Source organism: Ligilactobacillus ruminis DSM 20403 = NBRC 102161, assembly GCF_900113455.1.
Lineage (GTDB): Bacteria > Bacillota > Bacilli > Lactobacillales > Lactobacillaceae > Ligilactobacillus > Ligilactobacillus ruminis.
The window spans coordinates 1-26,012 of sequence record NZ_FOPI01000029.1; the positions used below are offsets into that span (position 1 = coordinate 1).

The following is a 26,012-nucleotide window of genomic DNA, read 5'->3' on the forward strand; positions in this document are numbered from 1 at the left end:
TCCAATTTCATATTTAAACCTCCGATATACTTGATGTTTAAAGCATACCAAGACATCGGAGGTTTATGAAGAACGCTTATTTAACGACCGCTTACGGAAATTAAAAAGGCCGGACAAAGTCAGTCGCAAATCGACCGCCTTTGTTCGGCTTTTCGTTTAATTCAAGAGAGACACGGGCCTTTTTTCTCAGCCTCTTTTGTCATGGAATCGATGAACATCGACGGTCCCGTTCTGATCGTAAAATAAAACAGCCGTAAATTTGCATACGGCTGTTAATCCGAGTCGATCGATGTCAGACGGCAATCTGCAAATGTTTGTACTCATGAGAATCAATCAGGCAAGTTGAACTTCCCTTAAAGCCTAAATGACGATAAAGGTGTTCAGCCTTGGTATTTTTAACGTCGACGTCAAGGCCGATTCTGGCTTTGTTTCTTTTGTGCGCAACTTTCGGCAATGCTTTAAGCAAGGCCGTACCGATGCCGCACCCTCTGTATTTGGGCGAAACGACCAACGAATCAAGATACCATTCGTCAGGAAGCTCAGAATCATCCTGATCATACACGCTGTCGCGCTTTTGAAGGCCAACGGAAGGAAAGAAGCGGCATAAAAGAGAATCGACTTTGTGCTCGTTTTCATTTGGATAGCCAAATGCGATTCCCGCCACTTTTCCGCTAACGTCTGCGACGATAATTTGCGCAAGCGTTTTGCGACACTCAGGAGTTTCGAAAGAACGCTCCAACGCTTTGCAAAGTTTTTTGTCATCGGCTTGTTTCAGCAAAGGCACCTCCATTTCTTTTAAAATAATATGGAACAGTGCCATTATCTGCTGGGCGTCGTCTTCTTCTGCTTGACGGATTATCAAATTGTAAGTTCCTTTCTCTCTAATGCTTTAGTCAAATGCAAGTTTTCTGCCGCAGCCGAATCGCCGATTGCGCGCCTTCGTCCCGGTTTTGGCCCAATAATCAAGAATTGAAGCGATGCAAAGAAGCAATGCCTCATCTTCTTCATGGGAAATGGTGAATTCAAGATAATCTCCGCTTGCCAATTGGACCTCGTTGATGGTCATGATGCATTCTCGACCATGAAAAACGCGGTAATTGTAAGTCGAAAGGTTGCCCATGATCAGCCAGTTGAGCTTTTTCACGAACAGCATTTCTCGACTGACACCGTAATATCGGCGAATCGAGCCGGCATACTTGCGTTTTTTGTATAAATCAAACTTTGGCAGCATTCCAAGTGAGCGTTGCTTGATTTCGGCTTCAAGCAAATTAGATGAAGAGTAGACCGACATGACGCCGGCGTGCATCCCCCAACGGCCGTTGATAAGATAGACATTTGAGCCGTTTTCATCCGTAATCGTCGTTGTTCCACGAGTTGACAGGCGATTGCGATGCGAATATAATTTGCGCACTTGAAACTCACCTCGATTCTTTTATCGAAAGATTTGACTAATTTTGGGTTGCCAATACTTCTTCAATTGCTTTGCCGACGCCATCTTCGGTGTTGTTGACCGTCAGATGCTTGGCAAGCATTTTGATTTCATCGGTTGCGTTTCCGACGGCATAGCTGATGCCGGCGGCCTTGATCATCGAAGCATCATTGTTGTTGTCTCCGATAGCCATCACGTTGTCCATTGGAATGTTGAGACTGTCGGCAAATGCAGCAAGCGCTACGCCCTTTTGAGCATTAACGTGGTTGATTTCGATGTTGCGAGAACCGGATGAGGTGATGACAAGATTCTTGTCCTTTGAAAGCTCATCTTTGATAGGACCGAGAACTTTCATGCCTTCTTGACTGAAAACAACGATTTTGCAAATCATTGTATGCGGATCATCGACGAGATCCATATAATTGTCGACATAGTTGATGTTCATCAGTTCCATTCGAGCTGATGCAAGCGTAACGGCCAATTTATAAGAAGTATCGGGACTGATGCTTGCGAGAAGTTCCGCAAAGTTTTCGATTCGCTTAGCTTTATCATCGGAGCAAACGCCCTTGTCAGTAATTACTTCAAAGTAAAGTCCCTTTTTATGCAAGGAAACAATAATTTTTTTGGCAACCGTATCAGGAATCGGGGCGGCGCTGATCATTTTGGCATTTTCATCCAAGACGATTGCACCGTTTAGCGTGATCATAGGACAGGTAATGTCGGCAGCCTGAATCAATGGCTTGATTTCTTCAAGGGAGCGCCCTGAAGAAACGACAAAGTGCACGCCAAGAGACTGTGCATGTTTGATTGCTGCGGCGTTGCCTGGTGAAATGACCATTTCGTCATTCAACAAAGTTCCGTCCATGTCAGATGCGATGATTTGAACCATTGAAATTAACCTCACTTTATTTGTCTATCACTATAATTTTAACATGAAAACGCGTGAAAAACGATTAAGAGCGGATAAAAATCAATAATTTTCCAAGGATGAAATGAAAATTGAAATGTAAGCGAAAACATATGTGAATAGGTTAACATTGTGATAAAATAAAAGCGAGGTGCTGAAATTGAAAACAATTATCCATAACGAATGGCAAGAAGTGCTGGAATCGGAGTTTGAATCTGATTATTATGCAAAGTTGCATGCCTTTTTAAAGAACGAGTATTTGAGTCATACGATTTATCCGGACATGTATCATATTTTTGAGGCTTTTGAATTGACCCCGTTTTCAGACGTTAAAGTGGTCATTTTGGGACAGGACCCGTATCATGGACCAAATCAGGCGCACGGATTGAGCTTTTCGGTTTTTCCGGGCGTAGATATTCCACCGTCATTGCGCAATATCTACAAAGAGCTGGAAAGCGATCTTGGAATCAAGCCGGTCAAGCACGGTTATCTAAAAAAATGGGCCGAGCAAGGCGTGTTGATGCTAAATTCTGTTTTAACGGTCAGAAACGGACAGGCTTTTTCGCATAAAGGCAAGGGATGGGAAAGGCTGACGGATGCTGCAATCGAAAAATTGTCAAGTCGTCCCGGACCTGTTGTCTTTATTTTGTGGGGACGTGCCGCACAAGATAAAATCAGTTTGATTGATACGACGAAAAATATTGTTTTGAAATCGGCGCATCCAAGTCCTTTGTCGGCGAGTCGCGGCTTTTTTGGCTCGCGTCCGTTTTCAAAGACCAATCAGGCATTGATCGCAATGGGAGAGGAGCCAATTGATTGGCAGCTTCCTGAAACGATTGATGAACTTTAATCAGGAAAGCAAAAATTTATTAACAGAGGTGCAGATGGTATGGATTTATTTGAAAGTTTGAAAAATAAGATTTCTGGCAAGAACATCAAAATCGTTTTTCCTGAAGGAAACGACGAACGCATTGTTAAAGCAGCGGTTCGTTTGGCAAATGACGGCATGATCAAGCCAATCATTCTTGGAGCAAAAGCAACGGTCGAAGATTCGAATAATGGACAGGCTTTGCCGGAAAGCATCGAAGTAATCGATCCTGACAAGTATCCTTCGGAAGAATTTGAAAAGATGGTGGCAGCTTTCGTCGAGCGACGCAAGGGAAAGAATACTGAAGAACAGGCACGAAAGATGCTGAAAGACGTCAATTATTTCGGAACGATGATGGTCTACATGGGAAATGCCGACGGACTCGTTTCCGGTGCCATTCATCCAACGGGAGACACGGTCCGTCCTGCGCTTCAGATTATTAAAACGAAGCCAGGCGTCAGTCGGACGAGCGGTGCATTCATCATGAGTCGCGGGGATGAGCGCTATTATTTTGCTGATTGTGCGATTAACATCAATCCTAATGCTGAAGAACTGGCAGAAATTGCCGTTCAAAGCGCAAGATCTGCGCGTTTGTTCGATATTGATCCGCGCGTTGCGCTGCTCAGTTTTTCAACGATGGGCTCTGCAAAATCGGATGAGGTAACAAAGGTTCAAGAAGCAACCAAGCTTGCTAAGGAAATTGCTCCTGATGAACAAATCGACGGCGAACTCCAATTTGACGCTGCATTTGTCAAAAGCGTTGCGGAAAAGAAAGCTAGAGACTCAAAAGTTGCCGGCAGCGCAAACGTTTTTGTCTTTCCTGAACTGCAGTCAGGAAACATCGGCTACAAGATTGCGCAGCGTTTGGGCAATTTCGAAGCGGTCGGACCGATTCTTCAAGGCTTGAATGCGCCTGTTTCCGATCTTTCGCGCGGATGCTCCGAAGAAGACGTTTATAAGGTTGCTTTGATCACGGCAGCGCAAACGCTGGGGGACTAAGATCATGCAGTTTTCCGTATCAAATGCAGAGCTTACCCAAAAAGTCGCTGAAAAACTTGCCAAAGCGCTCCATGCCGGCGACGTCATTTTGCTTGACGGTGATCTTGGAGCCGGAAAGACAACGTTTACAAAGGGGTTGGCGCGCGGACTCGGCATTAGGAAAAACGTCAAAAGTCCGACTTTCACATTGATTCGCGAATATCACGAAGGTCGTTTGCCCCTTTACCATATGGATGTGTATCGGCTTGAAGAAACGGGCGGAGATGATCTTGGCCTTGAAGAGTATTTCAACGGTGACGGAGTAAGCGTTGTTGAATGGTCGCAGTTTGTTGAAGATGATTTGCCGAAAGACTTTTTGATCGTTCATTTTATCAAAGATGAAACGGATGACGATAAGCGAACGTTAGTCTTTGAACCCCGTGGAAAACGCTATGAAGAGATGTTGAAGATTTTTGAGTAGAACATCAAGCATGTTGTAAAAGTCCATAACGGAAAAATCCGGATTGCGTCAGCACGCAGTCCGGATTTTTTAGCGAATTTAATCTTATCGTTTTCGCGGGTATTTGTAAATAAATGATTTCAATGTATCAGATCCAAAATTTTGAAGTTGAGAAAGCAAAATTTTGGCACATGCCTGACTGTCATCCAAGGCATTGTGGTGATGTGCGAGGTCAATGTCAAGATTTTGACAGAGGGTATCAAGCTTATTGTCTTGGAAATCATAGAATTGCTTGCTTGTCTTGACGGTATCGATGACGTTAAAATGAGGGGCAGCTATCCCGTATTTTTCCAACGTGCGCGTCAGCACGCTGCAGTCGAAAGGGGCATTATGCGCAACGACGAGCGATTCAGGCGTAAAAAAGCTTTCGATATGAGGCCACAGTTCGGAAAAATCCGGAGAATCGGCAACCATTTGAGGTTTGATTCCATGAATGGCGATATTTCGATAATCAAAATTGGTTTTTGGATTGATGAGCGAGTAGAGCTCATCAACGATCTGATTGTTTTGAACGACCGTCAATGCTAAAGAACAGGCACTGTTTCGTTTAGCATTTGCCGTTTCAAAGTCAAATGCAACAAAATTCATATTTCCCTTCCTTTAAATTTTCAAATCAGCCGTTTCAAGCAAGACGGGACAATGGTCCGAGCCCATGATGTCTGTCAGAATCTCTGCATTTTCCAACGAATCCTTCAGCGATTCTGAAACGATGAAATAATCGATGCGCCACCCGGCATTGTTTTTTCTGGCATTGAAACGATAGCTCCACCATGAGTAGATGCCTGTTTCATCAGGATGGAAGAACCGAAACGTGTCAAGATATCCGTTTTCCAAAAGTCGCGTCATACAGGAGCGTTCTTCATTTGAAAAGCCGGCATTCTTATGATTTGTTTTTGGGTTTTTCAAATCGATTTCTTCATGCGCAACGTTCAGATCACCGCACATGATGACCGGTTTTTTCTCTTTTAAAGCATTGAGATAATTTAAGAAGGCATCTTCAAAGCCCATCCGAAAATCAAGGCGTTTGAGTTTTGGCTGCGAATTTGGCGAGTAGCAGCAGACAAGATAAAAACTTGCATATTCCAAAGTGATAACTCGGCCTTCATGATCGAATTCGCTGTTTTGGATTCCGTAGCTGACCGATTGAGGTTCGTGTTTCGTAAAAATTGCCGTTCCCGAGTATCCCTTGCGTTCAGCGTAATTCCAATATTGATGATATCCTGGCAAATCCAGTTCGACTTGTCCCTCCTGCAATTTGGTTTCCTGGATGCAAAAGAAATCGGCATCAAGTTTTTCAAAGACTTCGCTAAAATTTTTTTTGAGTACGGCTCTTAGGCCGTTGACGTTCCATGAAACAAAATTCATCTGATCTCAGTCCCTTGTTTTTGATGTGTTCATTATAACAAATTTGTTGACGCTAAGCACTTGGATGGATATAATTATCGAAAAAAGCGAGGTGCAGCAGATGAAAATGGACGGACATACGCATACGCAGCTGTGTGCGCACGGAAGTGGAGAAAAAACTGAAAAAATGATTGAAAAGGCAATCAGATTAGGGTTTACTGATTATTGCATTACGGAACATGCACCGCTTCCGGCGGGTTTTGAAACGTCATATGAAGGACCAAGGGAAGGGTATGAGACTGCATCGCTTGGTTTTGATCAGCTCGAAGAGTATTTTGAGCATGCCGAATGTTTAAAAGAACGATTCAAAGGAAAAATCAACGTTCATATTGGATTTGAAACGGATTATTTGCCAGGATTTGAATCCGAAATCAAAAAATTCCTTGATGAATACGGCCCGCGTTGCGATACGGGAATTTTGTCGGTTCATTTTATTCAAAATTCAGAAAATAAATTCCACTGCATCGATTTTTCACCTGAAGATTTGGAAGCCGGCGTAAAAGAGTTGTTGGATGATCCCCAAGAAATATATCATCGATATTTAATGCTCGTCAAAGATTCAATCGAAGCCGATTTGGGAGAATATGCTCCGAAAAGAATCGGACATATGAGTTTAATTAAAAAATATCAAGATTATTTTTCATTTCCTGAAAAGTTTGATGAACGCAACATGCTGCTTATCGAAGAGATTTTAAAAGAAATCAAGCAAACTAAAAGACAGCTTGACTTTAATCTTGCCGGAATGTACAAGCCGTATTGCAATGAGTTTTATCCGGGAATTCAGGTGCTTTCTTTGGCCAAAAAGATGCAGATTCCGTTGATCTACGGATCGGATGCGCACGAAATCGATGCCGTTGGTCAAGGCTATCATCTTTTTTCAAGTCTGGCTCAATAATTTTCAGGATTTTTATTGACTTTTGAAGCATAAATGTTTATTATTAATTGTAAATTAATTCCTAATTGAATTTTAATTAATTGTAATGACCAGGAGAAAACTGTCAGAAAGAGCGTTAAGAGAGTCTTGGAAGCTGTGAACAGACCGCTCGTGGCAGCGTACACGCCTGCGAGCTGATGAAATGAACCATTAATATTGAACTGTAGTAGTTTTATCCGGTTAGTTCCGTTATCGCTGTTGACTCGTTCAACATGAGGTTCGTATTGCGAAATGCGGATGAAACGGGGTGGAACCACGATAAAACGTCCTCCGATGTCCTTTTTAGGATGTCGGTTTTTTTTTACATAAAAAAGAAGGGAAGGAATCCGAGTGAAAAAATTTCGTTTGCCGCCAGGGTTAGGTGATGAGCTGGACGAACAATTGTCAATTGAAAACAAAGTTTCTTTTTGGATGATCAAAAGATTGCATGAGCGCGGATTTTCACAGATCAAAACGCCATTGCTCGAGTATTTTGAACTTTTTGAAGATTACCGAATGCCGAATCAAAAAATGTATCGATTGGGCGCAAGAGACAGCAGGGAACTTGTAATCAGACCTGATATGACTTTGCCTGTTGCTCGATTTTTATCGACTCAAAATGTCAAGCTGCCGGCGAAGTTTTTTTACATCGGGGATCTTTACCGTAAAAATCGCGATTTGTCAGGTTTGTGTGATCAGGCTTATCAGTTGGGAGTCGAACTTGTCGGATATGCATCAAAAAAGGCAGAGCTTGAGTGTTTAGAACTTTTAAGCGAACTTAATCGAACTTTTCTTGGCGGAAGATTAAATCTTGAACTAGGACATGCTAAACTGGCTGATGAGGCACTTAAGGTTTTGAGCATTGATGAAGAAAAAACGCTTGCCATCAAGGAAGCATTGTTTGAGAAGAAACTTCCGCTTTATTTCAAACTGATCGAACCGTTCAGATCGAATCGAAGCTACCATTTTTTTAAAGCGTGGCCAAGATTGTTCGGGAGTGTTGAAGAAGTCGAAACAAGTCTCAAAAAGCTGGAAATTCCTGAAACGATCGAACATAGTCTGAATGAAGTTTTTGAAATTGCCAAGGCCTGCGAAGTTTTGGGAGGACACAAGGCAAATCTTGATTTGAGCGCTCCGGGCCCGCAGCCGTATTATACGGGAATCGTTTTTAAAGGATATTTGCCGAACGCTTCGAGAAACGTCATCAGCGGCGGCAGATACGATCGGATGCTTGAGAGCTTTCAAGAGGAACCGGAACCGGCAGTCGGAATGGGAATCGAGCTTTCGTTTCTGTCCGAACTTTTGAAGGAAAGGCTGCCACGGACAAAAACGTTGCCGACTTTGGTGTATTTTGAAAAAGAACAGCTCAAGCAAGCGATGGATCTGGTGAAAAACAGCGATTCCCTGCAGCTTAGTCTTTCGGATACGTTGGAAGAGGCAATGGCAGAGGCCAAAAGACTTGGCAGCGGGTTGATTGATTTGACAAAGGAGGGATGACGTTGCTGAAAATTGCTTTGACCAAGGGAAGAACCGAAAAACAAGTAATTCCGCTGCTTGAAAAAAGCGGGGTCGATTGCAGCGGCCTTTTGAACAAGAAACGCAGGCTGATTGTCAGCGTTGCCGACAAGTACCAGTTCGTTCTGGCAAAAGGCCCTGACGTTATGACGTATCTGACGAACGGGGCCTGCGACATCGGAATTGTTGGCAGCGACATTTTGGAAGAGCAGGGACGAACCGAAAATCAGTTGCTTGACTTGAACGTCGGCAAATGTCGTTTCATTTTGGCTTCGACGTCAAGCTTTGATCCAAAAGAAGAAAGGCGCAAGGTGATCGGAACAAAGTATCCGAACATTACGCAGCGCTATTTCGAATCAATCGGAGAAGACGTTGAAATCGTCAAAATTGAAGGGTCCGTCGAATTGGCGCCATTGGTCGGATTGGCGGATGCGATCGTGGATTTGACGGAAACCGGAACGACGCTCAAGGAAAATAATTTGGAAATATATGCGGAACTTGGACCGATTTCAACCAGGCTCGTGGCCAATCCAATTTCGCTTAAGCAAAAGAAACATGAAATTTTTGAGTTGGTTGATGCGTTGGAAAACGTTTGCGGGGGATTTGAATGAAAATTTACGAAAACAAAAATTTAAACGAAATGAAAAAAATCGTTTCAACATATACGAAACAGACGAGCGATCCTGAAATCGAAAGGGCAGTCGATGATATTTTGAAAGACGTTCGAGTCAGTCAGGACGATGCGTTAAGAAAATACAGCGAAAAATTCGACGGGGTGAAAATAAACGATTTCAGGGTTCCAAAAGAAGCATTGAATAAAGCATATGATTCGATTGACGATAAATTGAAAAACGCAATGGAGCTTGCGAAGCAGAACATTGTCAGTTTCCACAAGTTGGAAATCGAAAAAGGCTTCGTTGATCTTGGCACGAAAGGAATCATGCGCGGCCAAAAGGTGACGCCGCTTGAAAGCGTCGGCTTATACGTTCCCGGAGGTCGAGCAGCGTACCCTTCGACAATTCTGATGTCGGCTTTGCCGGCTAAGATTGCTGGTGTCAAAAAAGTCGTCATGGTGACTCCGCCACAAAAAGACGGTATTTCAACGGCCGTTTTGGCAGCAGCCAAACTGGCAGGAGTCGACGAAGTTTATCAGATTGGCGGTGCTCAAGCAATCGCCGCGCTGGCATTTGGAACGCAATCGATACCGAAGGTCGATAAAATCATCGGACCCGGCAATATTTTTGTTGCCGTTGCCAAGAAGAAGGTCTTTGGCACGGTGGCAATTGATATGGTTGCCGGGCCGTCTGAAATTGGCATTTTGGCAGACGATTCGGCAAACGCCAAACAGATTGCGGCAGATCTGCTGTCGCAAGCAGAACACGATCCGCGTGCGCGTGCAATGCTGATTACAGATTCGAAAAAGTTGGCAGAAGGCGTCTCAAGAGAAGTCGAGATTCAATTGCGGACGCTTCCGAAAGAAAAAATCGCTCGCCAATCAATCGAAGACAGGGGCTTTATCGCAGTCATGGACGATAAAGAGGAAATGTTTGATCTGATGAACGAGGTTGCTCCGGAACACTTGGAAGTCAATCTTGAAAATCCGACCCAGTATCTTCCTTTGATAAAAAATGCAGGGTCCGTCTTCTTGGGCAAATACGCTTCAGAGCCTTTGGGCGATTACGTAGCCGGACCAAACCACGTTTTGCCGACCGGCGGGACTGCACGCTTTTCTTCTCCGCTCGGCGTTTATGATTTCGTCAAGCGAACTTCATTCGTCCAATTTTCAAAAGATGCTTTGGAATCCGATGTTGAGGCGATTACGACGCTGGCCAGGGAAGAAGGACTTGAAGCGCATGCGAGAGCTGTTGAAAGCCGCTTCGGGAAGGAGGATTTTTGATGAGAAAAGCAAACATCAAGCGAATGACGAAAGAAACGACGATTGAGGTGCTTTTGAATCTTGATGAGCAGTTTCCCTCAGAAATCGATACCGGTATCGGTTTTTTTGATCACATGCTGACTCTTTTTGCCAAACATGGTCGTTTCGGGCTTAAAGTAAAGGCAGTTGGCGACCTGGACGTTGACTGTCACCATACCGTTGAAGATACCGGAATCGTAATCGGAGAATGCTTTAAACAGGCATTGGGAGACAAGGCTCAGATTGAACGTTACGGAAATGCAATCGTGCCGATGGATGAGACATTGGCACAGGTAACGATAGACCTCAGCGGTCGGTCATACCTTGTATTTAACGCGGATCTTGAAAATCAAAGGCTCGGGAACTTTGAAACCGAAATAGTTGAGGATTTCTTTCAGGCCGTAGCGTTTTCTGCAGAGATGAATCTGCATGCCAACGTGATATACGGGCGCAATACTCATCACAAAATTGAGGCATTGTTCAAAGCATGGGCAAGGGCAATGCGTCAGGCGGTTGAAATCAATCCTGAAATCAAAGGAGTGAATTCGACAAAGGGGGTTATCTGATGATTGTTGCGGTTGACTATGGCGCAGGAAATCTTGCCAATGTTTTGAAGGCTTTTCGTTATTTGGACGAAGAAGTTTCGGCAAGTTCTTCTCCGACAACGATTCGTCAAGCTGACGGAATCATTTTGCCTGGCGTGGGCGCATTTGGCAGTGCCATGGATGAATTAAAAAAAAGACGGCTGAACCAGGTTTTATATGAAGAAGCCAAGGCAGGCAAGCCGTTGCTTGGTATTTGTCTTGGGATGCAGCTTTTGTTTGATGAATCGGACGAATTCGGAGTTCATGAAGGTCTTCATTTGATTCCGGGAAGAGTCGAAGCGTTTCCGAAGGATATTGATCTGCTGGTTCCGCAGATGGGCTGGAATCAAAACGTCGTCAACAATGAACAAAGTATTTTTGCAGACGTTTTAGACGGAAGCTATACTTATTTTGTTCATTCCTATTATGCAAAATGTGATCAGCAATATGTTGTTTCGTACACCAATTACGGTGTCAAGGTACCTTCTTGCGTAGAGTTCAAGAATGTTTACGGGATGCAATTTCACCCTGAAAAAAGCGGGGAAAAGGGTTTGGAAATGCTTGAACGTTTCATAGAAAGGGTGGATGAGTGATGATTATACCGGCAATTGATCTTAAAGATGGTCACAGCGTAAGGCTTTATCAAGGAGATTACGCAAAGCAGATGCTGGTGGCGCAGGTTCCGGAAGAACAGGCAAAAGCAATTGATGAAGCGGGACTTAATGCTTTGCATCTCGTCGATTTGGACGGAGCCAAAGCCAAGCATCCGGTCAATACGGAAACGGTCAGAAAGATTCGACGAAATTTCGAAGGATATATTGAACTTGGCGGCGGAATCAGGACGCTTGAAGATATTTCGGCCTGTCTTGAAATCGGAATTGATCGAGTAATTCTTGGTTCCGTTGCCGTTACTGATCCTGAACTTGTCAAGAATGCCTTGCAAAAATTCGGTGAAGAAAAAATTGCGATCGGAATCGACGGAACGAACGACAAGGTTGCCGTCAACGGATGGCTTGAAAAAACCGAAGTAACGCTTGAAGAGCTGATGAAAGAAATGGAAGCAATCGGTGCCAAGTATTTTATCGTGACCGACACTTCAAAGGATGGAACTTTGGCAGGACCAAACATTGATCTTTATCGCAATTTGAAAAAAAAATTTCCGAATGCCGTAATTACTGCATCCGGTGGCATCAGCGGGTTGGCTGACGTCAAAAAGCTGCTCTTTTGTGGGGTTCGCGAAATCATCGTCGGCAAAGCGTTGGCAGCAGGAAGGGTGACGCTTGAAGAACTTTCGGAGGTGAACCGTCATGCTCGCTAAAAGAATCATTCCATGTCTTGACGTCGATCATGGCAAGGTCAAAAAAGGAATCAACTTTAAAAATCTTGTTGATGTTGGTTCTCCGGTTGAAATTGCTGCGGAATATGAACTTCAAGGAGCTGACGAGCTGGTTTTTTTGGACATTACGGCAACGCTTGATCAAAGAAAAACAATGGCTGAAACGGTTGAAGAAGTTTCAAAGCAAGTCTTCATGCCTCTGACCGTTGGCGGCGGCATCAAATCCGAAGAGGCAATGCATGAGCTTTTGCAAAGCGGTGCCGACAAAATTTCGCTCAACTCGGCCGCAATCAATGATCCTGAATTGATAACGGATGGAGCCGAGCGTTTTGGAAGCCAGTGCATCGTTTGTGCGATTGACGTCAAAAAAGACGTCGGAACGGGACGGTATCAGGTCTATTCAAAGGGCGGAACTGAAAATACCGGACTTGATGCCATAAAATGGGCCAAAAAAGCCGTTGAGCTCGGTGCCGGAGAATTGCTCGTTACGAGCATGGACTGCGACGGGACGAAACAAGGATTTGATATTGACCTTTATCAGCAAATCGGCGAGGCTGTTCATGTTCCGATCATTGCATCAGGAGGTGCAGGCAAAAAGGAAGATTTTTTGGACGTTTTTCAAAAAACGCCCGTAACAGGTGCTTTGGCAGCTTCGCTTTTTCACTTCGGCGAACTTAAAATCGAAGAACTCAAAAAGTATCTTGAAGAAAACGGGGTGAACGTCAGACGATGAAACCTGTATTTGACAAAAGCGGGCTGCTGACAACCGTTGTTTGCGATGCCAGAACGAACAAGGTTTTGATGGTGGCCTGGATGAATGAGGAAAGCTATGCATTGACGAAAAAAACGCACCAGACATGGTTTTGGTCACGTTCTCGCCAAAAACTTTGGCATAAGGGCGAAGAAAGCGGAAATACGCAGGAAGTCGTTTCGATGACGCTTGATTGCGATTTCGACACGCTGCTTGTCAGCGTGATTCCTGCCGGTCCCGCATGTCATACCGGACATGAAACGTGCTTTTTCAATGAAGTTGAAATGGAGGAGTAATTTATGCAAGATTTGGACGAATTATATCAATCTGTTGTAGAGCGCAAGGAAAATCCCAAACCGGGTTCTTATACGGATTATTTATTTACGAAGGGATTGGACAAGATTTTGAAAAAAGTCGGCGAAGAGTCGACTGAAGTCATTGTTGCAGCCAAGAATCCGGACAAAAGCGAACTGCGTTACGAAACGGCCGATCTCTTATATCATTTGATGGTTTTGCTGGTTGAACAAGGCGTTTCTTTTGACGAAATCAAAGAAGAACTCGGAAGCAGAGTCGGTTTAATGAGCAAAACGAAGGATCGTCCGGAAATTAAAGACTTGTAGTCGGAAAGGAGTTTTTCGATGCGTGAAAATCTTAAGAACCTATGCGCTTACGTTCCGGAAGCTTCGCTTGATGAGGTCAAAAAGAAGTATGATCTGAAAAAGGTTTATCGACTTTCGGCAAATGAGAATCCTTACGGAACTTCAAAAAAAGTTGAAGAAGCCGTCAAGAACTGGAATTTTTCCGAAAGCAATCGTTATCCGGACGGATATGCGCAAAAATTAAGAACGGCAATTGCGAAGCATATCGGTTGCAAGGAAAGCCAACTGATTTTAGGCGTCGGTCTGGATGAAATTATTGCAATTTTGTCACGGACGTTTCTTGATCAAGAAGACGAGGTCATCGTTTCCGATCCGACTTTTTCTGAATATGAACTCAATGCTTTGATTGAAGGCGCAGTCGTCAAGCATGCAAAATGCAGTGAAGAAACCGGCAAGACGGATTTTGAAGCCATGCTTTCAGAAATGACGGATAAAACCAAAATGATTTGGATCTGCAATCCGAACAACCCGACCGGTGCACTCAACCCGGTTGAAGAAATTGATGCTTTTTTGGCCAAAGTTCCAAAAGACGTTATCGTCTTGATAGATGAAGCTTATATTGAATTTGCCGATGGAAACCAAACGGCAATCGTTTTGCTTTCAAAATACGACAATGCAGCCGTTATGAGAACTTTTTCGAAAATTTATGGTCTGGCAAACTATCGTGTCGGATATATCGTGATGTCGAGCGAACCAGGAAACGTTTTGCAAACGGTCAGATGTCCGTATAATCTGAATTCGTTGTCTCAAACGGCGGCACTGGCGGCGCTTTCCGATCAGGAATTCGTTGAAAAGTGCGCGGGAAAAAATGCGCGCGAACGTGAGAAGCTGGAAAAATTTTTCGAAGAAAACGACATTTTTTATTTCAAAAGTCAAGCAAATTTTGTCTTCTTTAAGTTTGAAGATGCGGAAAAGCTCGCTGAATATCTTTTAAAGCATGGTTATCAGGTTCGTCGCGGTCTGCGCAAGGACTGGCTTCGAGTCACGATCGGCAAGAAGAAGGAAAACGCTGAATTGATGCGACTTATTTTGCAGTATCACAATGAAAAGAGGAAGCAATGATTGATTTTGAAACGGTTAACATCTTTTTAAAAAACAATCAGCATGTAACGATCAGACCTGCATTTTCAAGCGAGGCGAACGAGGTTGCCGATTTCTTTAAAACGGTGACCGAAGAAACGGAATTCTTGTCAAAACAAGCAGACGAAGCAAGTTCTCCGGGCGAAATCTGGCGCTTTTTGCGAGTTTCGGAACGTTCAAAAAATTCTTTGTTTATTGTCGCCAAATCAAACGGAAAAGTCATCGGCATGGGTCAGGTCGTTTTTCGCAATAAAAAAAAGAGCCGTCATCGCGCAACCGTTTCCGTTGCAGTCAAAAAGGAATTCTGGGGGATGGGGCTTGGAACTGCTTTGATGCAAGGCATGACTGCATTTTCTGAAAAAAACGGTGCCAAACAGCTCGAATTGACCGTCATGTCAGAAAATAAGCGGGCAATCAGTCTTTATGAGCGACAAGGATTCATTGCGGTCGGACGCATGCCGAATGCTTACTTGATGAAAGACGGCAGTTTTTGCGATGAGATTTCGATGGTCAAAATTCTTTGAGGTTGGTTTCTGAATGCAATCCATGTTAAAATGGCAAGTGTAATTTAGCAAAAGGAAGCATTTTAAATGGACAATATTGAAACGAAAATCATGCAAGAGTTGAAAGGAATCATCGTTAAGCCAAACGAGCCGCTCTGCAAATATACCAATACGCGGACTGGCGGTCCGGCAGATTTTGCCGTATTCCCGACAAGCATTGAAGAAGCCAGAAAAACAGTTCTTTTCACTAAAGAAAACGGCCTTGACCTGACCGTTATCGGCAATGCAAGCAATTTGATTGTCAAGGACGGCGGCATCTCCGGCGTCGTCATGATTTTGACGAAGATGGATTCCGTCAGAATCGACGGGGACAAAGTGGTTGCAATGGCCGGAGCTGCTTTGATTGATGCAACGCAGGCTGCGTATGAGGCAGGCCTGACCGGTTTTGAATTTGCATCCGGAATTCCGGGATCCGTCGGTGGCGCAATTTTCATGAATGCCGGGGCATATGACGGTGAAATCAAAGATATTGCCGAATCGGTGACGGTTCTGACTCGTTCCGGCGAAATCAGGACTTATAAAAATGCAGAGCTTGATTTCGGCTATCGTCACAGTCGGCTGCAAGACGAAGACGATATCGTGCTTGAGGCAACGTTTTTGCTTAAGCACGGCGACAAGGAAAAAATTCATGCGCGCATGGAAGAGCTGAGTTTTCTTCGTGCCTCCAAACAACCGCTTGAATATCCTTCCTGCGGCAGCGTCTTTAAACGTCCGGTCGGACACTATACCGGCAAGCTTGTACATGATGCAAATCTCCAAGGGTTTACGATCGGTGGTGCGCAAGTTTCAAAAAAGCATGCCGGTTTTATCGTCAATGTTGGCAATGCTACGGCAACTGATTATCAAAACGTCATCAAGCACGTTCAGGACGTCGTTTTTGAAAAATTTGGCGTAAGACTGGAAACAGAGGTCAGAATTATCGGAAAAGATTGAGATATATAAAAGAGGTTGGTAAAATAGTCCCGTTTTCCTCTTTAAATAAATTAAATGCCGAACAAAGGAAATCGCAAGTCGACTGATTTTGTCCGGCATTTCTAATTTCCAATGAATAAAAGGGTCTTTGTCAAATGGTGTTGATGACCTCGAAAACTTCACTTCAGAAATGGAGTGGAGTTTTTTTCCCATCGGTTTCTCCTGTGTTTTTTCAAATTGGTACAGTTACGTATCAACACCGCTTGCGTTTCCGATGGCGTGGATTCATGTATGAATTCCTGCCGTTGATTCGCAAAGCTCGAACGCGCTGCGACCTAACTGGGTTTCACCTCGCAGCCCGTTCCGCCCAGGTACTCTCACTTGGCAGGCTCGCCTGCTGGCGTTCGAGCAGGCCTGGCGCTCGCAGGCTAAGCGCACGGTTCAACACCTTGTCTCTGCCGCGCGCTCCACGACTTTGCCCGGTTGCGGTTGACATCACAATGCTTACCCGCCGGAAACTACGGCTGGAGGAAGTGTATTCAGAGAGGCTGTCTCAAAAACACTTCCAGCGTCAGCTTCTAATCAGCGCAATGCGTTTCCTGAAGTTATCAAGATTCCTGAATCCAAAGCAACTGCGTTTCAGACTCTTGATTCTGCGGTTTATTCCTTCAACCGGACCGTTGGAGAAATCATACTCGACGCTGTTAAGAACAGCTGTCATGTTCTTCTTCAAGGTGGAGATGGCTGTGTGTTCTGACCCGAACGACGGTAATTTTCCAGAACATCAATGAGCCTCTCCCTGTTTTTTTCTTCAGTGCATTGAATACATCCTGATACGCATCGTAGACCTTTTCAAACTGCGGGTGATTTTTGACAATCAGGTCAAGGGCATTCTGTTGCGTCATGTATTCACTGACTCCCCGTAAATAAACCGACCTGGCAGCTTCAAGGTCAGCGGAATTCTTGTGAAACAGACGCCAGTGTGCCTTCAGTATCTTGTATTCCCTGCAGTGGCAGTCGTTCATCTTCTTCATCAGGCTTATCCTTGCATTGCCCAGCGCTCTTCCGACCAGCTGTACGATGTGGAAGCGGTCGATGATGATCCGGGCATTCGGAAACAATACCTTGATGAACTTGATGTACTGGGCATTCAGGTCGACAACTACGGATTTCACCGCAGCTCTTTCCCGGTTCGTGTAGCGGTTCATGAAGTGCTCCCTGATTGTCTTCGTCAATCTGTTTTCAAGAATAGCCACGATGTCATGACTTCCTTCAGCGTCGCAGCAGATGAATGACATGGTGCTGTTCACGGAACGGAATTCATCAAAGCAGAGATTCTCTCCCGTGCCGAATGCAGCGCCTGATAAATCAGCGCGACAAACTATTTTTGGTTATTTTCATCATGGAAGGCAATCATCCTGCATACGCAAAAAAACCGGATCAGATTTGCAATTGATTGCAAATCATCCGGTTTTTCAATTTGAGGCATCGTTTTTTCTTAACCTCTTTTATTGCAAACTTTTACTATGCCCAGTCTCCGTTTCTGAAGACGGGAACGATGGTCCCGTTCTTTTTGATGCCGTCGATGTCCATGTCGGCTGATCCGACCATGAAGTCAACGTGGGTTTGACTGACGTTCATTCCGTGATCAAGCAATTCTTCATCGGACATCTTGGTTCCTCCGGCAACGTTGAATGGATAAGAAGCTCCAAGAGCAAGGTGATCAGAAGCATTTTCGTCAAACAACGTGTTGAAGAAGATGATGCCTGATTGCGAAATCGGTGAAGGATCAGGGACGAGAGAAACTTCACCGAGTGATTTTGCTCCGGCATCGGTTTCCAAAAGGTGTTTCAAAACTTCCTGCCCTTTTTTTGCCGTTGCTTCAACTATTTTTCCGTCTTTAAACGTGAATTTCATGTCTTCGAGAATGTTGCCTGCGTAAGAAAGAGGTTTGGTTGACGTCACGTAGCCGTCGATTCGACGGCAGTCAGGGGCAGTAAAGACTTCTTCGGTCGGCATGTTGGCCATGAATTCGGTGCCTTCCGGCGTAAAGCTTCCGGCTCCTTCCCAGACGTGGTTTTCCGGAAGACCGATCGTGATGTCGGTTACGGGCGAAACATAATGCAAGGCTGAAAATTGCTGTTCGTTCAGCCAGTCTGATTTTTCGTGAAGTTTTTGATCATGTTCGTGCCATGCTTTGACAGGATCTGATTTGTCGATACGAGTCGTTTTGAAAATTTCTTCCCACAAGGCGTCGATTGCTGCCTGTCCTTTTTTTTCAGGAAAGACTTTTTCTGCCCATGCCTGATCGGCAGCAGAAACGACCGTCCAGCTCAAGTCGTTGTTTTGCGTTGCTTTTCTGACTTGTCTCAATGCTTTGCCCATAGCAGCCTGGTTTTTTGCGATGCGCTTTTGATCGATTCCTGAATATGCACCGGGATCGGCCGACATGACGGAAATACGCGCTGCCTTTTTTTCTGCGATGTAGTTGCCTTTCTTAACGATGTATTCCGGGACGTTTTCAAGCCTTTCCTCCGAAGCATGCTTAAGGAATGCTCGTTCTGAGAAAGTATCTTTCCATTCAATCATGACTTCAGATGCTCCGGCTCTATAGGCCTCTTCGACAATCAAATGAGCAAGTTCCTGTTGAGTAACGGAAATATAAAGAACGACCGGTTGGCCTTTTTGAACGTTGACGCCGACTTTAACGATTAATTCGGCATATTTTTTGAGCTTTTCTGAGAAATTTTCAATCATTTGGGTTCCTCCCCTGGATTTTGAATTACAGTAATTTTACCATGAAACGCCTTCTTTTTGAAAATACAGAGTAACAATTGGCGAATTTTGTTATAATTAATCTAACAGACTATCGGAGGAATTGAAATGAAGATTAAAGTAATGACTGTTTTCGGAACGCGTCCGGAAGCAATCAAGATGGCTCCGCTTGTTTTGGCTCTTAGAGCAGACGAGCGTTTTGAAGCAATCACGACGGTTACGGCACAGCATCGCGAAATGCTTGATTCTGCGCTTGAAATTTTCAAAATTAAACCTGACTATGATTTGAATCTGATGCACAAAGGACAGACTTTGCAGGAAATTACGGCAGACGTGCTGACTAAAATCGATGGCGTCATCAAAAAAGCCGATCCGGATATTATTTTGGTTCATGGAGACACGACGACGACTTTTGCGGCAGCTTTGGCCGGTTTTTATAATCAAAAAACTTTGGGACACGTTGAGGCCGGACTTCGAACCTGGAACAAATATTCACCGTTTCCGGAAGAAATGAATCGACAGATGACAGATGATTTATGCGATATTTACTTTGCGCCGACGGAATTGTCAAAGAAAAATCTGCTTAAGCAAAATCATCCTTCAGATCAAATTTACGTAACGGGAAATACTGCAATCGATGCCATGCACGAAACCATCAAAGATGACTATCGGCATGAAATTTTCAATGACTTGGATTCCCAGAAAAAAATGGTTCTTTTGACGATGCATCGCCGCGAAAATCAAGGCAGCAAAATGAAGGAAACGTTTGAAGCAATCAGGGAAGTCGTTTTGAAAAGAAACGACGTGCAAGTTGTTTACCCGGTTCATTTGAGTCCCAAAGTTCAAGAAGCTGCCCATGAGGTCTTTGATGACGTAAAAGATGTTCATCTGATTGACCCGCTTGACGTGGTCGATTTCCACAATCTGCAGGCAAAAAGCAGTTTTATCATGTCCGATTCAGGCGGAGTTCAAGAAGAAGCCCCGGCATTGCATAAACCGGTTTTAGTTTTGCGCGATACAACGGAACGACCTGAAGGAGTTTTGGCCGGAACGCTCAAACTTGTCGGGACGAATGGAGAAAACGTCAAAAAAGAGATGCTTCGACTGCTTGATGATGAAGAAGAATACCAACGAATGGCAAACGCCAAGAATCCATACGGTGATGGTCATGCTTGTGAGCGAATTCTTGATGCGATCGCATATTATTTTAAACGAACGGATGTCAGACCAAAAGACTTCGTATAAGGCGGATCCCGTGGATTGTAAATCGCATCACTATTTCATGCCTGATGCTCATCGATAAAATTCTTAAACCTCCCTTAAATTTTTGCTTATCTTCCTTGATATAGGGTACAATTATAAGCGAGATTAAGGGAGGTTTTCTTGTGCAGTTCACATTCGAAAAAAAGCAGCGACGCAGATTATATCTGAGCTTCACCCTAATCTTTTTGATTTGCGCCGTTTTTGTCTATGGAACTTATTTTTTGACCGGTCATGAGCTGATTTGGCATTTGGACGGTGCCAATCAGCACTTGCCGCTCATGCAGCAATACCGGCAGATACTGAAAGATTTTTTAACTGACCCGACCAAACCGTTTGAGCAGTGGTCATGGCATATGGGACTTGGAACCGATACTTTTTCGGTATATTCGTATTACTTGATAGGTGATGTTTTTGCCTATTTGACGTTGTTGTTCCCTGTCGGAAAAATGGTCTTTGCATATCAATTTTTGATTATTTTGCGTCTGTATTGCGCAGGACTGTCATTTGTCTTTTTTGTATCGCATTTTAAGGACTTAAAAGACCATGCGATTCTTTGCGGAAGTCTGGTTTATCTGTTTAATGCCTACTTGCTTTATTCAAACGTTGCGCAGCCGTTTTTCACTTTGCCGTTCATTATTTTTCCGCTGATAATCACGGCAATTGAAAAAGTACTGCAGGATGGATCTTTTTGGCCGCTTTATCTGGTCTTTTCATGGATGCTGATCAGCAATTTTTATTTTGCGTACGTCATGGGTCTTGGCGCAATGGTTTATTTGGCTTTGCGTTGGTTCATCAGTTATCGAAAATCAGGAAAGATCTTTGGAAAATTATGCAAGTTGGCAAGCGCAACGGTGCTTTCGTTGTTGACTTCGGCTTTCATGCTGATTCCCGAAATCTATGCCGTAATGCATTCGACTCGTTCTGCAAGCGACTTTGCGAACGGATTAAAAGTTTATCCGCTTTATTATTATCTGGCATTACCGTCGCAGCTGATCAATGGCGGAAATCGTGATTTTTATTTTTGGAGCGCGCTTGGTTTTTGCAGCTTGGCCTTTTTTGCAATTATTTATATTTTGGTCAAAAGAAGAAAGTATCCGGTGCTTGCAACGCTTTTTGGCTTTTCTTTCGTGATGCTTTTAATCCCCGCATGCGGTGCGTTTTTCAACGGCATGATGTCTCCGTCAAATCGTTGGACTCTGATGCTTTGTCTTCCGGTCGGGTTGGCCAGTGCGATTTTGGTCCAAAACATCACTCAATTGTCAAAAAAGATGCTGAAATTGTTTACGATTGCGCTTGTCGCATATCTTGCCGTTATCACATCGACTTATTATTTCCAAAACAACGAGAGAATTTTTATCCCGATTATTTTTCTCGCAATTTTTTGGGCCGTGATTTACGTGATCAATACGGCTGACATCAGGTCAGGTTCTTTGGTGATGCTTTTTGTATCTCTAGGAAACGTTTGCTTGAATGCGGTCTATTTTGAAGCACCGTTCAACGGGGGGTATTCGAATGAAATGCTCGATAGCGGTGCCTATGTTCGTCTGAGCGAAAACCGTTATGCCGGCCTTGAACAAGATCTTGATGAAAAGAATGACTTTTACCGCGTATCGACGCTCAGCCAAAATTATTTCTTCGGTTCTGACTATCATATGTATAATGCTTTAAACGATAAGCTTTATTCGCTGAATTCATACTATTCATTACAAAATAAAGATTTGGGGAATTTTTCAACGTTGATGCAAAATACGCAATATGAATCAAATATTCCGTTAGGGCAAGTTTCGGACCGGACGATTTTAAATGATTTCTTTGGCGTTCGCTATCTCTTTGTCAGAATCAATCAGCCTAATGCCGATAAGATTCCGGCCGGATTCGTATTGGACAAGACGACCCGAAGAATAACCGATCCAAACGGAAATTCAAAGCTTGATTCGCAGACCCAGCGTTATAAAAATGAATGTGCGTTTCCGCTCGTTTATTGGCAAGATAAGGTCTTGACGCAAAAAGACACTGAAAACCTCAGCATTTCCGCAAAAGAAAGGGCGCTTGCCGATGGTGTTTACGTGTCGGAGAAAAACGCTTCAGGTCTGAGTCATGCCGATATTTCAAACAAATCTTTCGACGTTCCGTATACGCTTGTTTCAAGTCGCGGCAACGTGGTTTCTGCTTTGGATTTTGAAAAAAGAGACAAAAACGAGACGTATCGAATCATTTTGCAAAATCCTGAAGAATATCAAAACTGCGAACTGCATGTTGAAATCAACGATATCAACTATGTTCCGTATTCTCTTAAAAAGCAGGTTTCGATTGAGCAACGCGCAAAGGATAACGATCCGGAGCAAGGAATTTTGGCACAAAACAAGAGTCTGAACTATTATCGCTATCTTCGCTATCATGTGCTGCAAGGATCCCCTAACATCAGTTATGCGTTGAAAGTCGATGGACCGTACGGAACGGAAAAAATCTCTCAGCCTGATCAAAGCGCTTTGTCGTTTTTCAAGAAGGTTACGAACGGCACGCTCAATTTGGGGTATTTTCCCAAACAGCTGCCTGATTCTTTGACGCTTTCACCGACGAAACTCGGCAGTTACGGGTTTGAACTGAGAGTGATTGCGACACCGCTTTCTGGAGATTACAGATCTCAAGTCAAAAAATTGCAGCGTCATGCTCTGATGAATGTGAAATTTTCGCGCAATATGCTGTCGGGTTCGATCAAAACGAGTCGGGATGGAATTCTTGCAAGTTCGATTCCTTATTCGAAAGGCTGGAGTGCAACCGTTAACGGGCGCAAGGCTAAAGTCATCAAAACGAATCATGCTTTTGTCGGTCTCAGGCTTTCTTCCGGCAAGTCTGATATCGTTTTGAAATACAGGATTCCGGGTCTCAGGCAAGGTCTTTTAATCACGAAGCTTTCGTTGGTTTTCGTTTTGGCATTAGCTTTGTGCGATTATCTTCGCTTCAAAAAAAGAAAATGAAAAAACTCCCTGATTTTTGATCGGGGAGTTTTTTCATGCGGCTTATTTGTTGTTGTATGCTTCAACCAATGCATCGGCAAAGGCATCAAGTTTTTGGACGTCTTCTTCGCTGTCTGGAGCGAGATTGATTTTGACGTTTTCAGCACCCTTAACGGCGCCTGATGCGGCAAGCTTTTTGCCAAATTCGTCAATTGCAAGTCCGAAGTATTCGCCATAGAACGTATCGCCGGAGCCAGCAACGCCGTAAATTTTGCCGGTCAGATCGACATCTTCAAGATCATCGTAAAAATCAAGACCTTCATCAGGAAGCGCTCCTTCGTCATAAGTGTACGGACAAACGACGCAGATGTCGACGTCAGCGAAGTCTTCGGGATCTGCTTGGGAAATTTCTTCAACTGAAACCTCAACGCCCTTTTTTTCAAGTTCTTGAGCGATGATGTCGGCAACGTCTTCATTATTGCCGGTGATCGTCGCAAAAACAACTTTTGCTGTTGCCATGTAAAAACCCTCTTCCATTTAAATTGACAAGCCTATTATATCAAAAAAGAAGAAACGAATGGTAATATTATTGAAAAACTGCTTAGAGCATTAAATTGCAAAATAATCGTTATGAAATGCTTTGATGCGTTATAATAGAATAGTTAAGAAAATTTTTGGAGGCAATTATAATGATCACGTTAAAATCACCGCGCGAAATCGAGGAAATGGCCAAGTCCGGTGCGATTTTGGCCGGGATGCATATCGGACTTCGCGAGATTATCAAACCAGGAATTTCAAGTTGGGAAATCGAAAAATTTGCGCGCAAGTATTTCAAAGAACATGGCGCAATTGCAGAACAAATCGGATTTGAAGGTTATAAATACGCAACGTGCGTCAGCGTCAACGATGAAATTTGCCATGGGTTTCCACGAAAGAACCTGATCTTGCGTGACGGAGATCTGATTAAGGTTGACACGGTTGTCAACTATCATGGCGCAATGAGCGATTCTTGCTGGAGCTATGTCGTCGGCAAATCAACACCGGAAATCGATCGATTGATGGAAGTAACTAAAAAAGCTCTGTATTTGGGTATTGAACAAGCCCAGGTCGGAAATCGCATCGGAGATATCGGAGCTGCGATTCAGCATTATACCGAAGACGTAAACGGTTATGGAGACGTGCGCGAATTTATCGGACACGGAATCGGACCAACGATGCATGAAAGTCCGAACGTGCCGCATTATGGAGAAGCGGGCAAAGGCGTGCGTTTGCGCGAAGGAATGACGATTACGATTGAACCCATGATCAACATGGGAGGATGGGAAGCAGAAATGGACGACCCGAACGGTTGGACCGCAAGAACGGCTGATGGCAGTCTGTCATGCCAGTATGAGCACACGATTGCAATCACAAAACAAGGACCGAAGATTTTGACGTCTCAAGATCCGATTTTGGATGCTCCTTATTTATACGAATTCTAGTAAGTTAATTTAATCCGTTTTCTTAAGTAATTACTTAATTTTTATGGTTAAATGTTGTAAAAAAATTATATACTGGTATAATGTAGCCTAGGTGGTCAATTTTAGTGATTGGATTAACCTAAATGTTTCGCAAAGGGGTTCACTATGAAAAACCAAAAGAAAGTAAGAAAGGCTGTTATTCCTGCGGCAGGATTGGGAACTCGTTTTCTCCCGGCCACAAAAGCTTTGGCTAAGGAAATGCTGCCTATTATTGATAAGCCGACGATTCAATATATTGTTGAAGAAGCTAAGAAATCAGGAATTGAAGATATTTTAGTCGTTACCGGCAAGGGCAAGCGTCCAATCGAAGATCACTTCGATTCCGTTCCTGAACTGGAACAAAACCTTAAGGAAAAGGGCAAGACGGAACTTTTGCGACTTGTTCAGCAAACGACGGACATCAACTTGTACTTTATCCGTCAATCTCATCCGCGCGGATTGGGCGATGCGGTTTTGATGTCTAAAGATTTCGTTGGGGATGAACCGTTTGTTGTCATGCTTGGTGATGATATCATGGAAGATAAGGTTCCTTTGACCAAGCAGTTGATGGATCGCTATGAAGAAACGCATGCTTCAACGCTTGCAGTCATGAAGGTTCCGCATGAAGAAGTTTCCAAGTACGGTGTTATTGATCCAACGTCAGAAACTCGTCCGGGTCTGTATGACGTTAAGCGTTTCGTTGAAAAGCCGCCTGTTGAAAAGGCTCCGTCTGATCTTGCAATCATCGGTCGATATTTGTTGACGCCTGAAATTTTTGACATGCTTGAAACGCAAAAGCCGGGCGCAGGCAATGAGATTCAGTTAACGGATGCAATTGATCGTCTTAATAAGATTCAGCGTGTTTTTGCACATGAATTCAAAGGCGAACGTTATGATGTCGGCTACAAGTTTGGCTACTTGAAGACATCAATCGAGTTTGGACTGCGTCATCCGGAAGTTAAAGATGATCTTGCAAAGTATATCAAAGATCTTGCAAAGACGCTTAAATAATGAATATTGGAGTCAGGACTGCTTGTCCGTAAGCGGTCGTTAAAACAGCGGTGTGTACACAAATAGCCCGAGATAGTATTATTATCTCAGGTTATTGCGTATGCATCGTTTTTATTTTCTTATTTATGAGGTAAGATCGATGTTCCATGGGAGAAGTTGGCGGAACCTTTCAG

29 protein-coding genes are annotated in these 26,012 nt (G+C 43.8%); 20 read left to right on the forward strand and 9 right to left on the reverse strand.

What is annotated here, in order from left to right:
* Positions 1-292: 292 nt before the first annotated feature.
* From BMZ95_RS08375 to BMZ95_RS08385, 3 genes are read right to left on the reverse strand one after another with little or no spacing between them, the layout of a single operon-like run.
* Positions 293-862: a GNAT family N-acetyltransferase gene (locus BMZ95_RS08375; protein WP_046922284.1), complete on the reverse strand. Its 570-nt coding sequence runs from the start codon at positions 860-862 to the stop codon at positions 293-295.
* Positions 863-889: 27 nt separating this feature from the next.
* On the reverse strand, positions 890-1,411 hold the full coding sequence (locus tag BMZ95_RS08380) for an LURP-one-related/scramblase family protein (protein WP_046922283.1): 522 nt from the start codon (positions 1,409-1,411) through the stop codon (positions 890-892).
* A gap of 37 nt (positions 1,412-1,448) precedes the next feature.
* Positions 1,449-2,318: a Cof-type HAD-IIB family hydrolase gene (locus BMZ95_RS08385; RefSeq protein ID WP_046920767.1), complete on the reverse strand. Its 870-nt coding sequence runs from the start codon at positions 2,316-2,318 to the stop codon at positions 1,449-1,451.
* Between the two features lie 178 nt (positions 2,319-2,496).
* On the opposite strand from BMZ95_RS08385, the gene BMZ95_RS08390 reads away from it, so the two are divergent.
* The 3 genes from BMZ95_RS08390 to tsaE are packed head-to-tail and all read left to right on the forward strand — an operon-like array spanning position 2,497 to position 4,663.
* Positions 2,497-3,186, forward strand: a complete 690-nt coding sequence (locus tag BMZ95_RS08390; RefSeq protein ID WP_014073178.1) for a uracil-DNA glycosylase — start codon at positions 2,497-2,499, stop codon at positions 3,184-3,186.
* A gap of 39 nt (positions 3,187-3,225) precedes the next feature.
* On the forward strand, positions 3,226-4,203 hold the full coding sequence (gene pta / locus BMZ95_RS08395; RefSeq protein ID WP_046922282.1) for a phosphate acetyltransferase: 978 nt from the start codon (positions 3,226-3,228) through the stop codon (positions 4,201-4,203).
* Positions 4,204-4,207: 4 nt separating this feature from the next.
* The gene (tsaE, locus tag BMZ95_RS08400) at positions 4,208-4,663 is read left to right on the forward strand and encodes a tRNA (adenosine(37)-N6)-threonylcarbamoyltransferase complex ATPase subunit type 1 TsaE (protein WP_046922281.1); all 456 of its coding nucleotides are present in this window, start codon (positions 4,208-4,210) and stop codon (positions 4,661-4,663) included.
* 84 nt (positions 4,664-4,747) lie between these two features.
* Here the strand turns inward: tsaE and BMZ95_RS08405 are convergent, their stop codons facing one another.
* Both BMZ95_RS08405 and BMZ95_RS08410 read right to left on the reverse strand, forming a co-directional pair.
* Entirely contained in the window at positions 4,748-5,290 is a 543-nt protein-coding gene (locus BMZ95_RS08405; RefSeq protein WP_003692617.1) for a 3'-5' exonuclease, read from the reverse strand.
* 12 nt (positions 5,291-5,302) lie between these two features.
* Entirely contained in the window at positions 5,303-6,067 is a 765-nt protein-coding gene (locus BMZ95_RS08410) for an exodeoxyribonuclease III (protein WP_014073181.1), read from the reverse strand.
* 100 nt (positions 6,068-6,167) lie between these two features.
* Here BMZ95_RS08410 and hisJ point away from each other — a divergent pair, with 100 nt between their 5' ends.
* The 13 genes from hisJ (at position 6,168) to murB (ending at position 16,355) form a co-directional block, all read left to right on the forward strand.
* Positions 6,168-7,001 carry a histidinol-phosphatase HisJ gene (gene hisJ / locus BMZ95_RS08415; protein ID WP_014073182.1) on the forward strand — a complete coding sequence of 278 codons (834 nt, stop codon included), beginning with the start codon at positions 6,168-6,170 and terminating at the stop codon, positions 6,999-7,001.
* Positions 7,002-7,370: 369 nt separating this feature from the next.
* Positions 7,371-8,516: an ATP phosphoribosyltransferase regulatory subunit gene (locus tag BMZ95_RS08425; protein ID WP_046922279.1), complete on the forward strand. Its 1,146-nt coding sequence runs from the start codon at positions 7,371-7,373 to the stop codon at positions 8,514-8,516.
* Positions 8,513-9,145 carry an ATP phosphoribosyltransferase gene (gene hisG / locus BMZ95_RS08430; protein ID WP_039123124.1) on the forward strand — a complete coding sequence of 211 codons (633 nt, stop codon included), beginning with the start codon at positions 8,513-8,515 and terminating at the stop codon, positions 9,143-9,145. The genes BMZ95_RS08425 and hisG overlap by 4 nt, the downstream gene beginning before the upstream one ends.
* Positions 9,142-10,431 carry a histidinol dehydrogenase gene (gene hisD / locus BMZ95_RS08435; RefSeq protein ID WP_046922278.1) on the forward strand — a complete coding sequence of 430 codons (1,290 nt, stop codon included), beginning with the start codon at positions 9,142-9,144 and terminating at the stop codon, positions 10,429-10,431. Before hisG ends, hisD begins: the two co-directional genes overlap by 4 nt.
* Positions 10,431-11,015, forward strand: a complete 585-nt coding sequence (gene hisB, locus BMZ95_RS08440; protein ID WP_014073186.1) for an imidazoleglycerol-phosphate dehydratase HisB — start codon at positions 10,431-10,433, stop codon at positions 11,013-11,015. Before hisD ends, hisB begins: the two co-directional genes overlap by 1 nt.
* Entirely contained in the window at positions 11,015-11,626 is a 612-nt protein-coding gene (gene hisH, locus BMZ95_RS08445) for an imidazole glycerol phosphate synthase subunit HisH (RefSeq protein WP_014073187.1), read from the forward strand. The genes hisB and hisH overlap by 1 nt, the downstream gene beginning before the upstream one ends.
* Positions 11,626-12,351: a 1-(5-phosphoribosyl)-5-[(5-phosphoribosylamino)methylideneamino]imidazole-4-carboxamide isomerase gene (hisA, locus tag BMZ95_RS08450; protein ID WP_046922277.1), complete on the forward strand. Its 726-nt coding sequence runs from the start codon at positions 11,626-11,628 to the stop codon at positions 12,349-12,351. Before hisH ends, hisA begins: the two co-directional genes overlap by 1 nt.
* On the forward strand, positions 12,341-13,102 hold the full coding sequence (gene hisF / locus BMZ95_RS08455) for an imidazole glycerol phosphate synthase subunit HisF (protein ID WP_046922276.1): 762 nt from the start codon (positions 12,341-12,343) through the stop codon (positions 13,100-13,102). The genes hisA and hisF overlap by 11 nt, the downstream gene beginning before the upstream one ends.
* Entirely contained in the window at positions 13,099-13,416 is a 318-nt protein-coding gene (gene hisI, locus BMZ95_RS08460) for a phosphoribosyl-AMP cyclohydrolase (RefSeq protein ID WP_003692638.1), read from the forward strand. Before hisF ends, hisI begins: the two co-directional genes overlap by 4 nt.
* A 3-nt stretch (positions 13,417-13,419) precedes the next feature.
* Positions 13,420-13,740: a phosphoribosyl-ATP diphosphatase gene (gene hisE / locus BMZ95_RS08465; RefSeq protein ID WP_003692639.1), complete on the forward strand. Its 321-nt coding sequence runs from the start codon at positions 13,420-13,422 to the stop codon at positions 13,738-13,740.
* 18 nt (positions 13,741-13,758) lie between these two features.
* Positions 13,759-14,841: a histidinol-phosphate transaminase gene (gene hisC, locus BMZ95_RS08470; protein ID WP_046922275.1), complete on the forward strand. Its 1,083-nt coding sequence runs from the start codon at positions 13,759-13,761 to the stop codon at positions 14,839-14,841.
* Positions 14,838-15,383: a GNAT family N-acetyltransferase gene (locus BMZ95_RS08475; protein ID WP_014073191.1), complete on the forward strand. Its 546-nt coding sequence runs from the start codon at positions 14,838-14,840 to the stop codon at positions 15,381-15,383. Before hisC ends, BMZ95_RS08475 begins: the two co-directional genes overlap by 4 nt.
* Before the next feature lie 66 nt (positions 15,384-15,449).
* Positions 15,450-16,355 carry a UDP-N-acetylmuramate dehydrogenase gene (gene murB, locus BMZ95_RS08480; RefSeq protein WP_046920753.1) on the forward strand — a complete coding sequence of 302 codons (906 nt, stop codon included), beginning with the start codon at positions 15,450-15,452 and terminating at the stop codon, positions 16,353-16,355.
* 550 nt (positions 16,356-16,905) lie between these two features.
* Here the strand turns inward: murB and BMZ95_RS11710 are convergent.
* From BMZ95_RS11710 to BMZ95_RS08490, 3 genes are all read right to left on the reverse strand, one after another.
* Entirely contained in the window at positions 16,906-17,055 is a 150-nt protein-coding gene (locus tag BMZ95_RS11710) for a transposase (RefSeq protein ID WP_085423222.1), read from the reverse strand.
* The gene (locus BMZ95_RS08485) at positions 17,039-17,632 is read right to left on the reverse strand and encodes a transposase (protein WP_263851307.1); all 594 of its coding nucleotides are present in this window, start codon (positions 17,630-17,632) and stop codon (positions 17,039-17,041) included. Before BMZ95_RS08485 ends, BMZ95_RS11710 begins: the two co-directional genes overlap by 17 nt.
* A gap of 226 nt (positions 17,633-17,858) precedes the next feature.
* A complete protein-coding gene (locus tag BMZ95_RS08490; protein WP_046922389.1) occupies positions 17,859-19,091 on the reverse strand; it encodes an aminopeptidase in 1,233 nt (410 codons plus the stop codon).
* 126 nt (positions 19,092-19,217) lie between these two features.
* On the opposite strand from BMZ95_RS08490, the gene wecB reads away from it, so the two are divergent.
* Both wecB and BMZ95_RS08500 read left to right on the forward strand, forming a co-directional pair.
* Positions 19,218-20,354 carry a non-hydrolyzing UDP-N-acetylglucosamine 2-epimerase gene (wecB, locus tag BMZ95_RS08495; protein ID WP_046922388.1) on the forward strand — a complete coding sequence of 379 codons (1,137 nt, stop codon included), beginning with the start codon at positions 19,218-19,220 and terminating at the stop codon, positions 20,352-20,354.
* A 140-nt stretch (positions 20,355-20,494) separates the two neighbouring features.
* On the forward strand, positions 20,495-23,350 hold the full coding sequence (locus tag BMZ95_RS08500) for a YfhO family protein (protein WP_046922387.1): 2,856 nt from the start codon (positions 20,495-20,497) through the stop codon (positions 23,348-23,350).
* A gap of 42 nt (positions 23,351-23,392) precedes the next feature.
* Here BMZ95_RS08500 and BMZ95_RS08505 read toward each other — a convergent pair whose 3' ends face one another.
* Positions 23,393-23,848 carry a flavodoxin gene (locus BMZ95_RS08505; protein ID WP_046922386.1) on the reverse strand — a complete coding sequence of 152 codons (456 nt, stop codon included), beginning with the start codon at positions 23,846-23,848 and terminating at the stop codon, positions 23,393-23,395.
* Between the two features lie 170 nt (positions 23,849-24,018).
* Between BMZ95_RS08505 and map the strand changes: the two genes are divergently transcribed.
* Positions 24,019-24,810, forward strand: coding sequence for a type I methionyl aminopeptidase (map, locus tag BMZ95_RS08510; RefSeq protein WP_003692652.1), 792 nt, complete (start codon positions 24,019-24,021; stop codon positions 24,808-24,810).
* Positions 24,811-24,954: 144 nt separating this feature from the next.
* Positions 24,955-25,839: a UTP--glucose-1-phosphate uridylyltransferase GalU gene (galU, locus tag BMZ95_RS08515; RefSeq protein ID WP_046922385.1), complete on the forward strand. Its 885-nt coding sequence runs from the start codon at positions 24,955-24,957 to the stop codon at positions 25,837-25,839.
* Positions 25,840-26,012 lie beyond the last annotated feature (173 nt).

Excerpts from the sequence above, each read along its gene's own strand:
- hisE (WP_003692639.1), top strand. The coding sequence starts at position 13,420 with ATGCAAGATTTGGACGAATTATATCAATCTGTTGTAGAGCGCAAGGAA.
- murB (WP_046920753.1), top strand. The coding sequence starts at position 15,450 with ATGGACAATATTGAAACGAAAATCATGCAAGAGTTGAAAGGAATCATC.
- BMZ95_RS08405 (WP_003692617.1), bottom strand. The coding sequence starts at position 5,290 with ATGAATTTTGTTGCATTTGACTTTGAAACGGCAAATGCTAAACGAAAC.
- hisC (WP_046922275.1), top strand. The coding sequence starts at position 13,759 with ATGCGTGAAAATCTTAAGAACCTATGCGCTTACGTTCCGGAAGCTTCG.
- BMZ95_RS08490 (WP_046922389.1), bottom strand. The coding sequence starts at position 19,091 with ATGATTGAAAATTTCTCAGAAAAGCTCAAAAAATATGCCGAATTAATC.
- pta (WP_046922282.1), top strand. The coding sequence starts at position 3,226 with ATGGATTTATTTGAAAGTTTGAAAAATAAGATTTCTGGCAAGAACATC.
- hisI (WP_003692638.1), top strand. The coding sequence starts at position 13,099 with ATGAAACCTGTATTTGACAAAAGCGGGCTGCTGACAACCGTTGTTTGC.
- tsaE (WP_046922281.1), top strand. The coding sequence starts at position 4,208 with ATGCAGTTTTCCGTATCAAATGCAGAGCTTACCCAAAAAGTCGCTGAA.
- BMZ95_RS08505 (WP_046922386.1), bottom strand. The coding sequence starts at position 23,848 with ATGGCAACAGCAAAAGTTGTTTTTGCGACGATCACCGGCAATAATGAA.
- hisF (WP_046922276.1), top strand. The coding sequence starts at position 12,341 with ATGCTCGCTAAAAGAATCATTCCATGTCTTGACGTCGATCATGGCAAG.
- wecB (WP_046922388.1), top strand. The coding sequence starts at position 19,218 with ATGAAGATTAAAGTAATGACTGTTTTCGGAACGCGTCCGGAAGCAATC.
- hisG (WP_039123124.1), top strand. The coding sequence starts at position 8,513 with ATGACGTTGCTGAAAATTGCTTTGACCAAGGGAAGAACCGAAAAACAA.
- map (WP_003692652.1), top strand. The coding sequence starts at position 24,019 with ATGATCACGTTAAAATCACCGCGCGAAATCGAGGAAATGGCCAAGTCC.
- BMZ95_RS11710 (WP_085423222.1), bottom strand. The coding sequence starts at position 17,055 with ATGACAGCTGTTCTTAACAGCGTCGAGTATGATTTCTCCAACGGTCCG.
- hisH (WP_014073187.1), top strand. The coding sequence starts at position 11,015 with ATGATTGTTGCGGTTGACTATGGCGCAGGAAATCTTGCCAATGTTTTG.
- galU (WP_046922385.1), top strand. The coding sequence starts at position 24,955 with ATGAAAAACCAAAAGAAAGTAAGAAAGGCTGTTATTCCTGCGGCAGGA.
- BMZ95_RS08475 (WP_014073191.1), top strand. The coding sequence starts at position 14,838 with ATGATTGATTTTGAAACGGTTAACATCTTTTTAAAAAACAATCAGCAT.
- BMZ95_RS08385 (WP_046920767.1), bottom strand. The coding sequence starts at position 2,318 with ATGGTTCAAATCATCGCATCTGACATGGACGGAACTTTGTTGAATGAC.
- BMZ95_RS08485 (WP_263851307.1), bottom strand. The coding sequence starts at position 17,632 with ATGTCATTCATCTGCTGCGACGCTGAAGGAAGTCATGACATCGTGGCT.
- hisJ (WP_014073182.1), top strand. The coding sequence starts at position 6,168 with ATGAAAATGGACGGACATACGCATACGCAGCTGTGTGCGCACGGAAGT.
- BMZ95_RS08410 (WP_014073181.1), bottom strand. The coding sequence starts at position 6,067 with ATGAATTTTGTTTCATGGAACGTCAACGGCCTAAGAGCCGTACTCAAA.
- hisD (WP_046922278.1), top strand. The coding sequence starts at position 9,142 with ATGAAAATTTACGAAAACAAAAATTTAAACGAAATGAAAAAAATCGTT.
- hisA (WP_046922277.1), top strand. The coding sequence starts at position 11,626 with ATGATTATACCGGCAATTGATCTTAAAGATGGTCACAGCGTAAGGCTT.
- hisB (WP_014073186.1), top strand. The coding sequence starts at position 10,431 with ATGAGAAAAGCAAACATCAAGCGAATGACGAAAGAAACGACGATTGAG.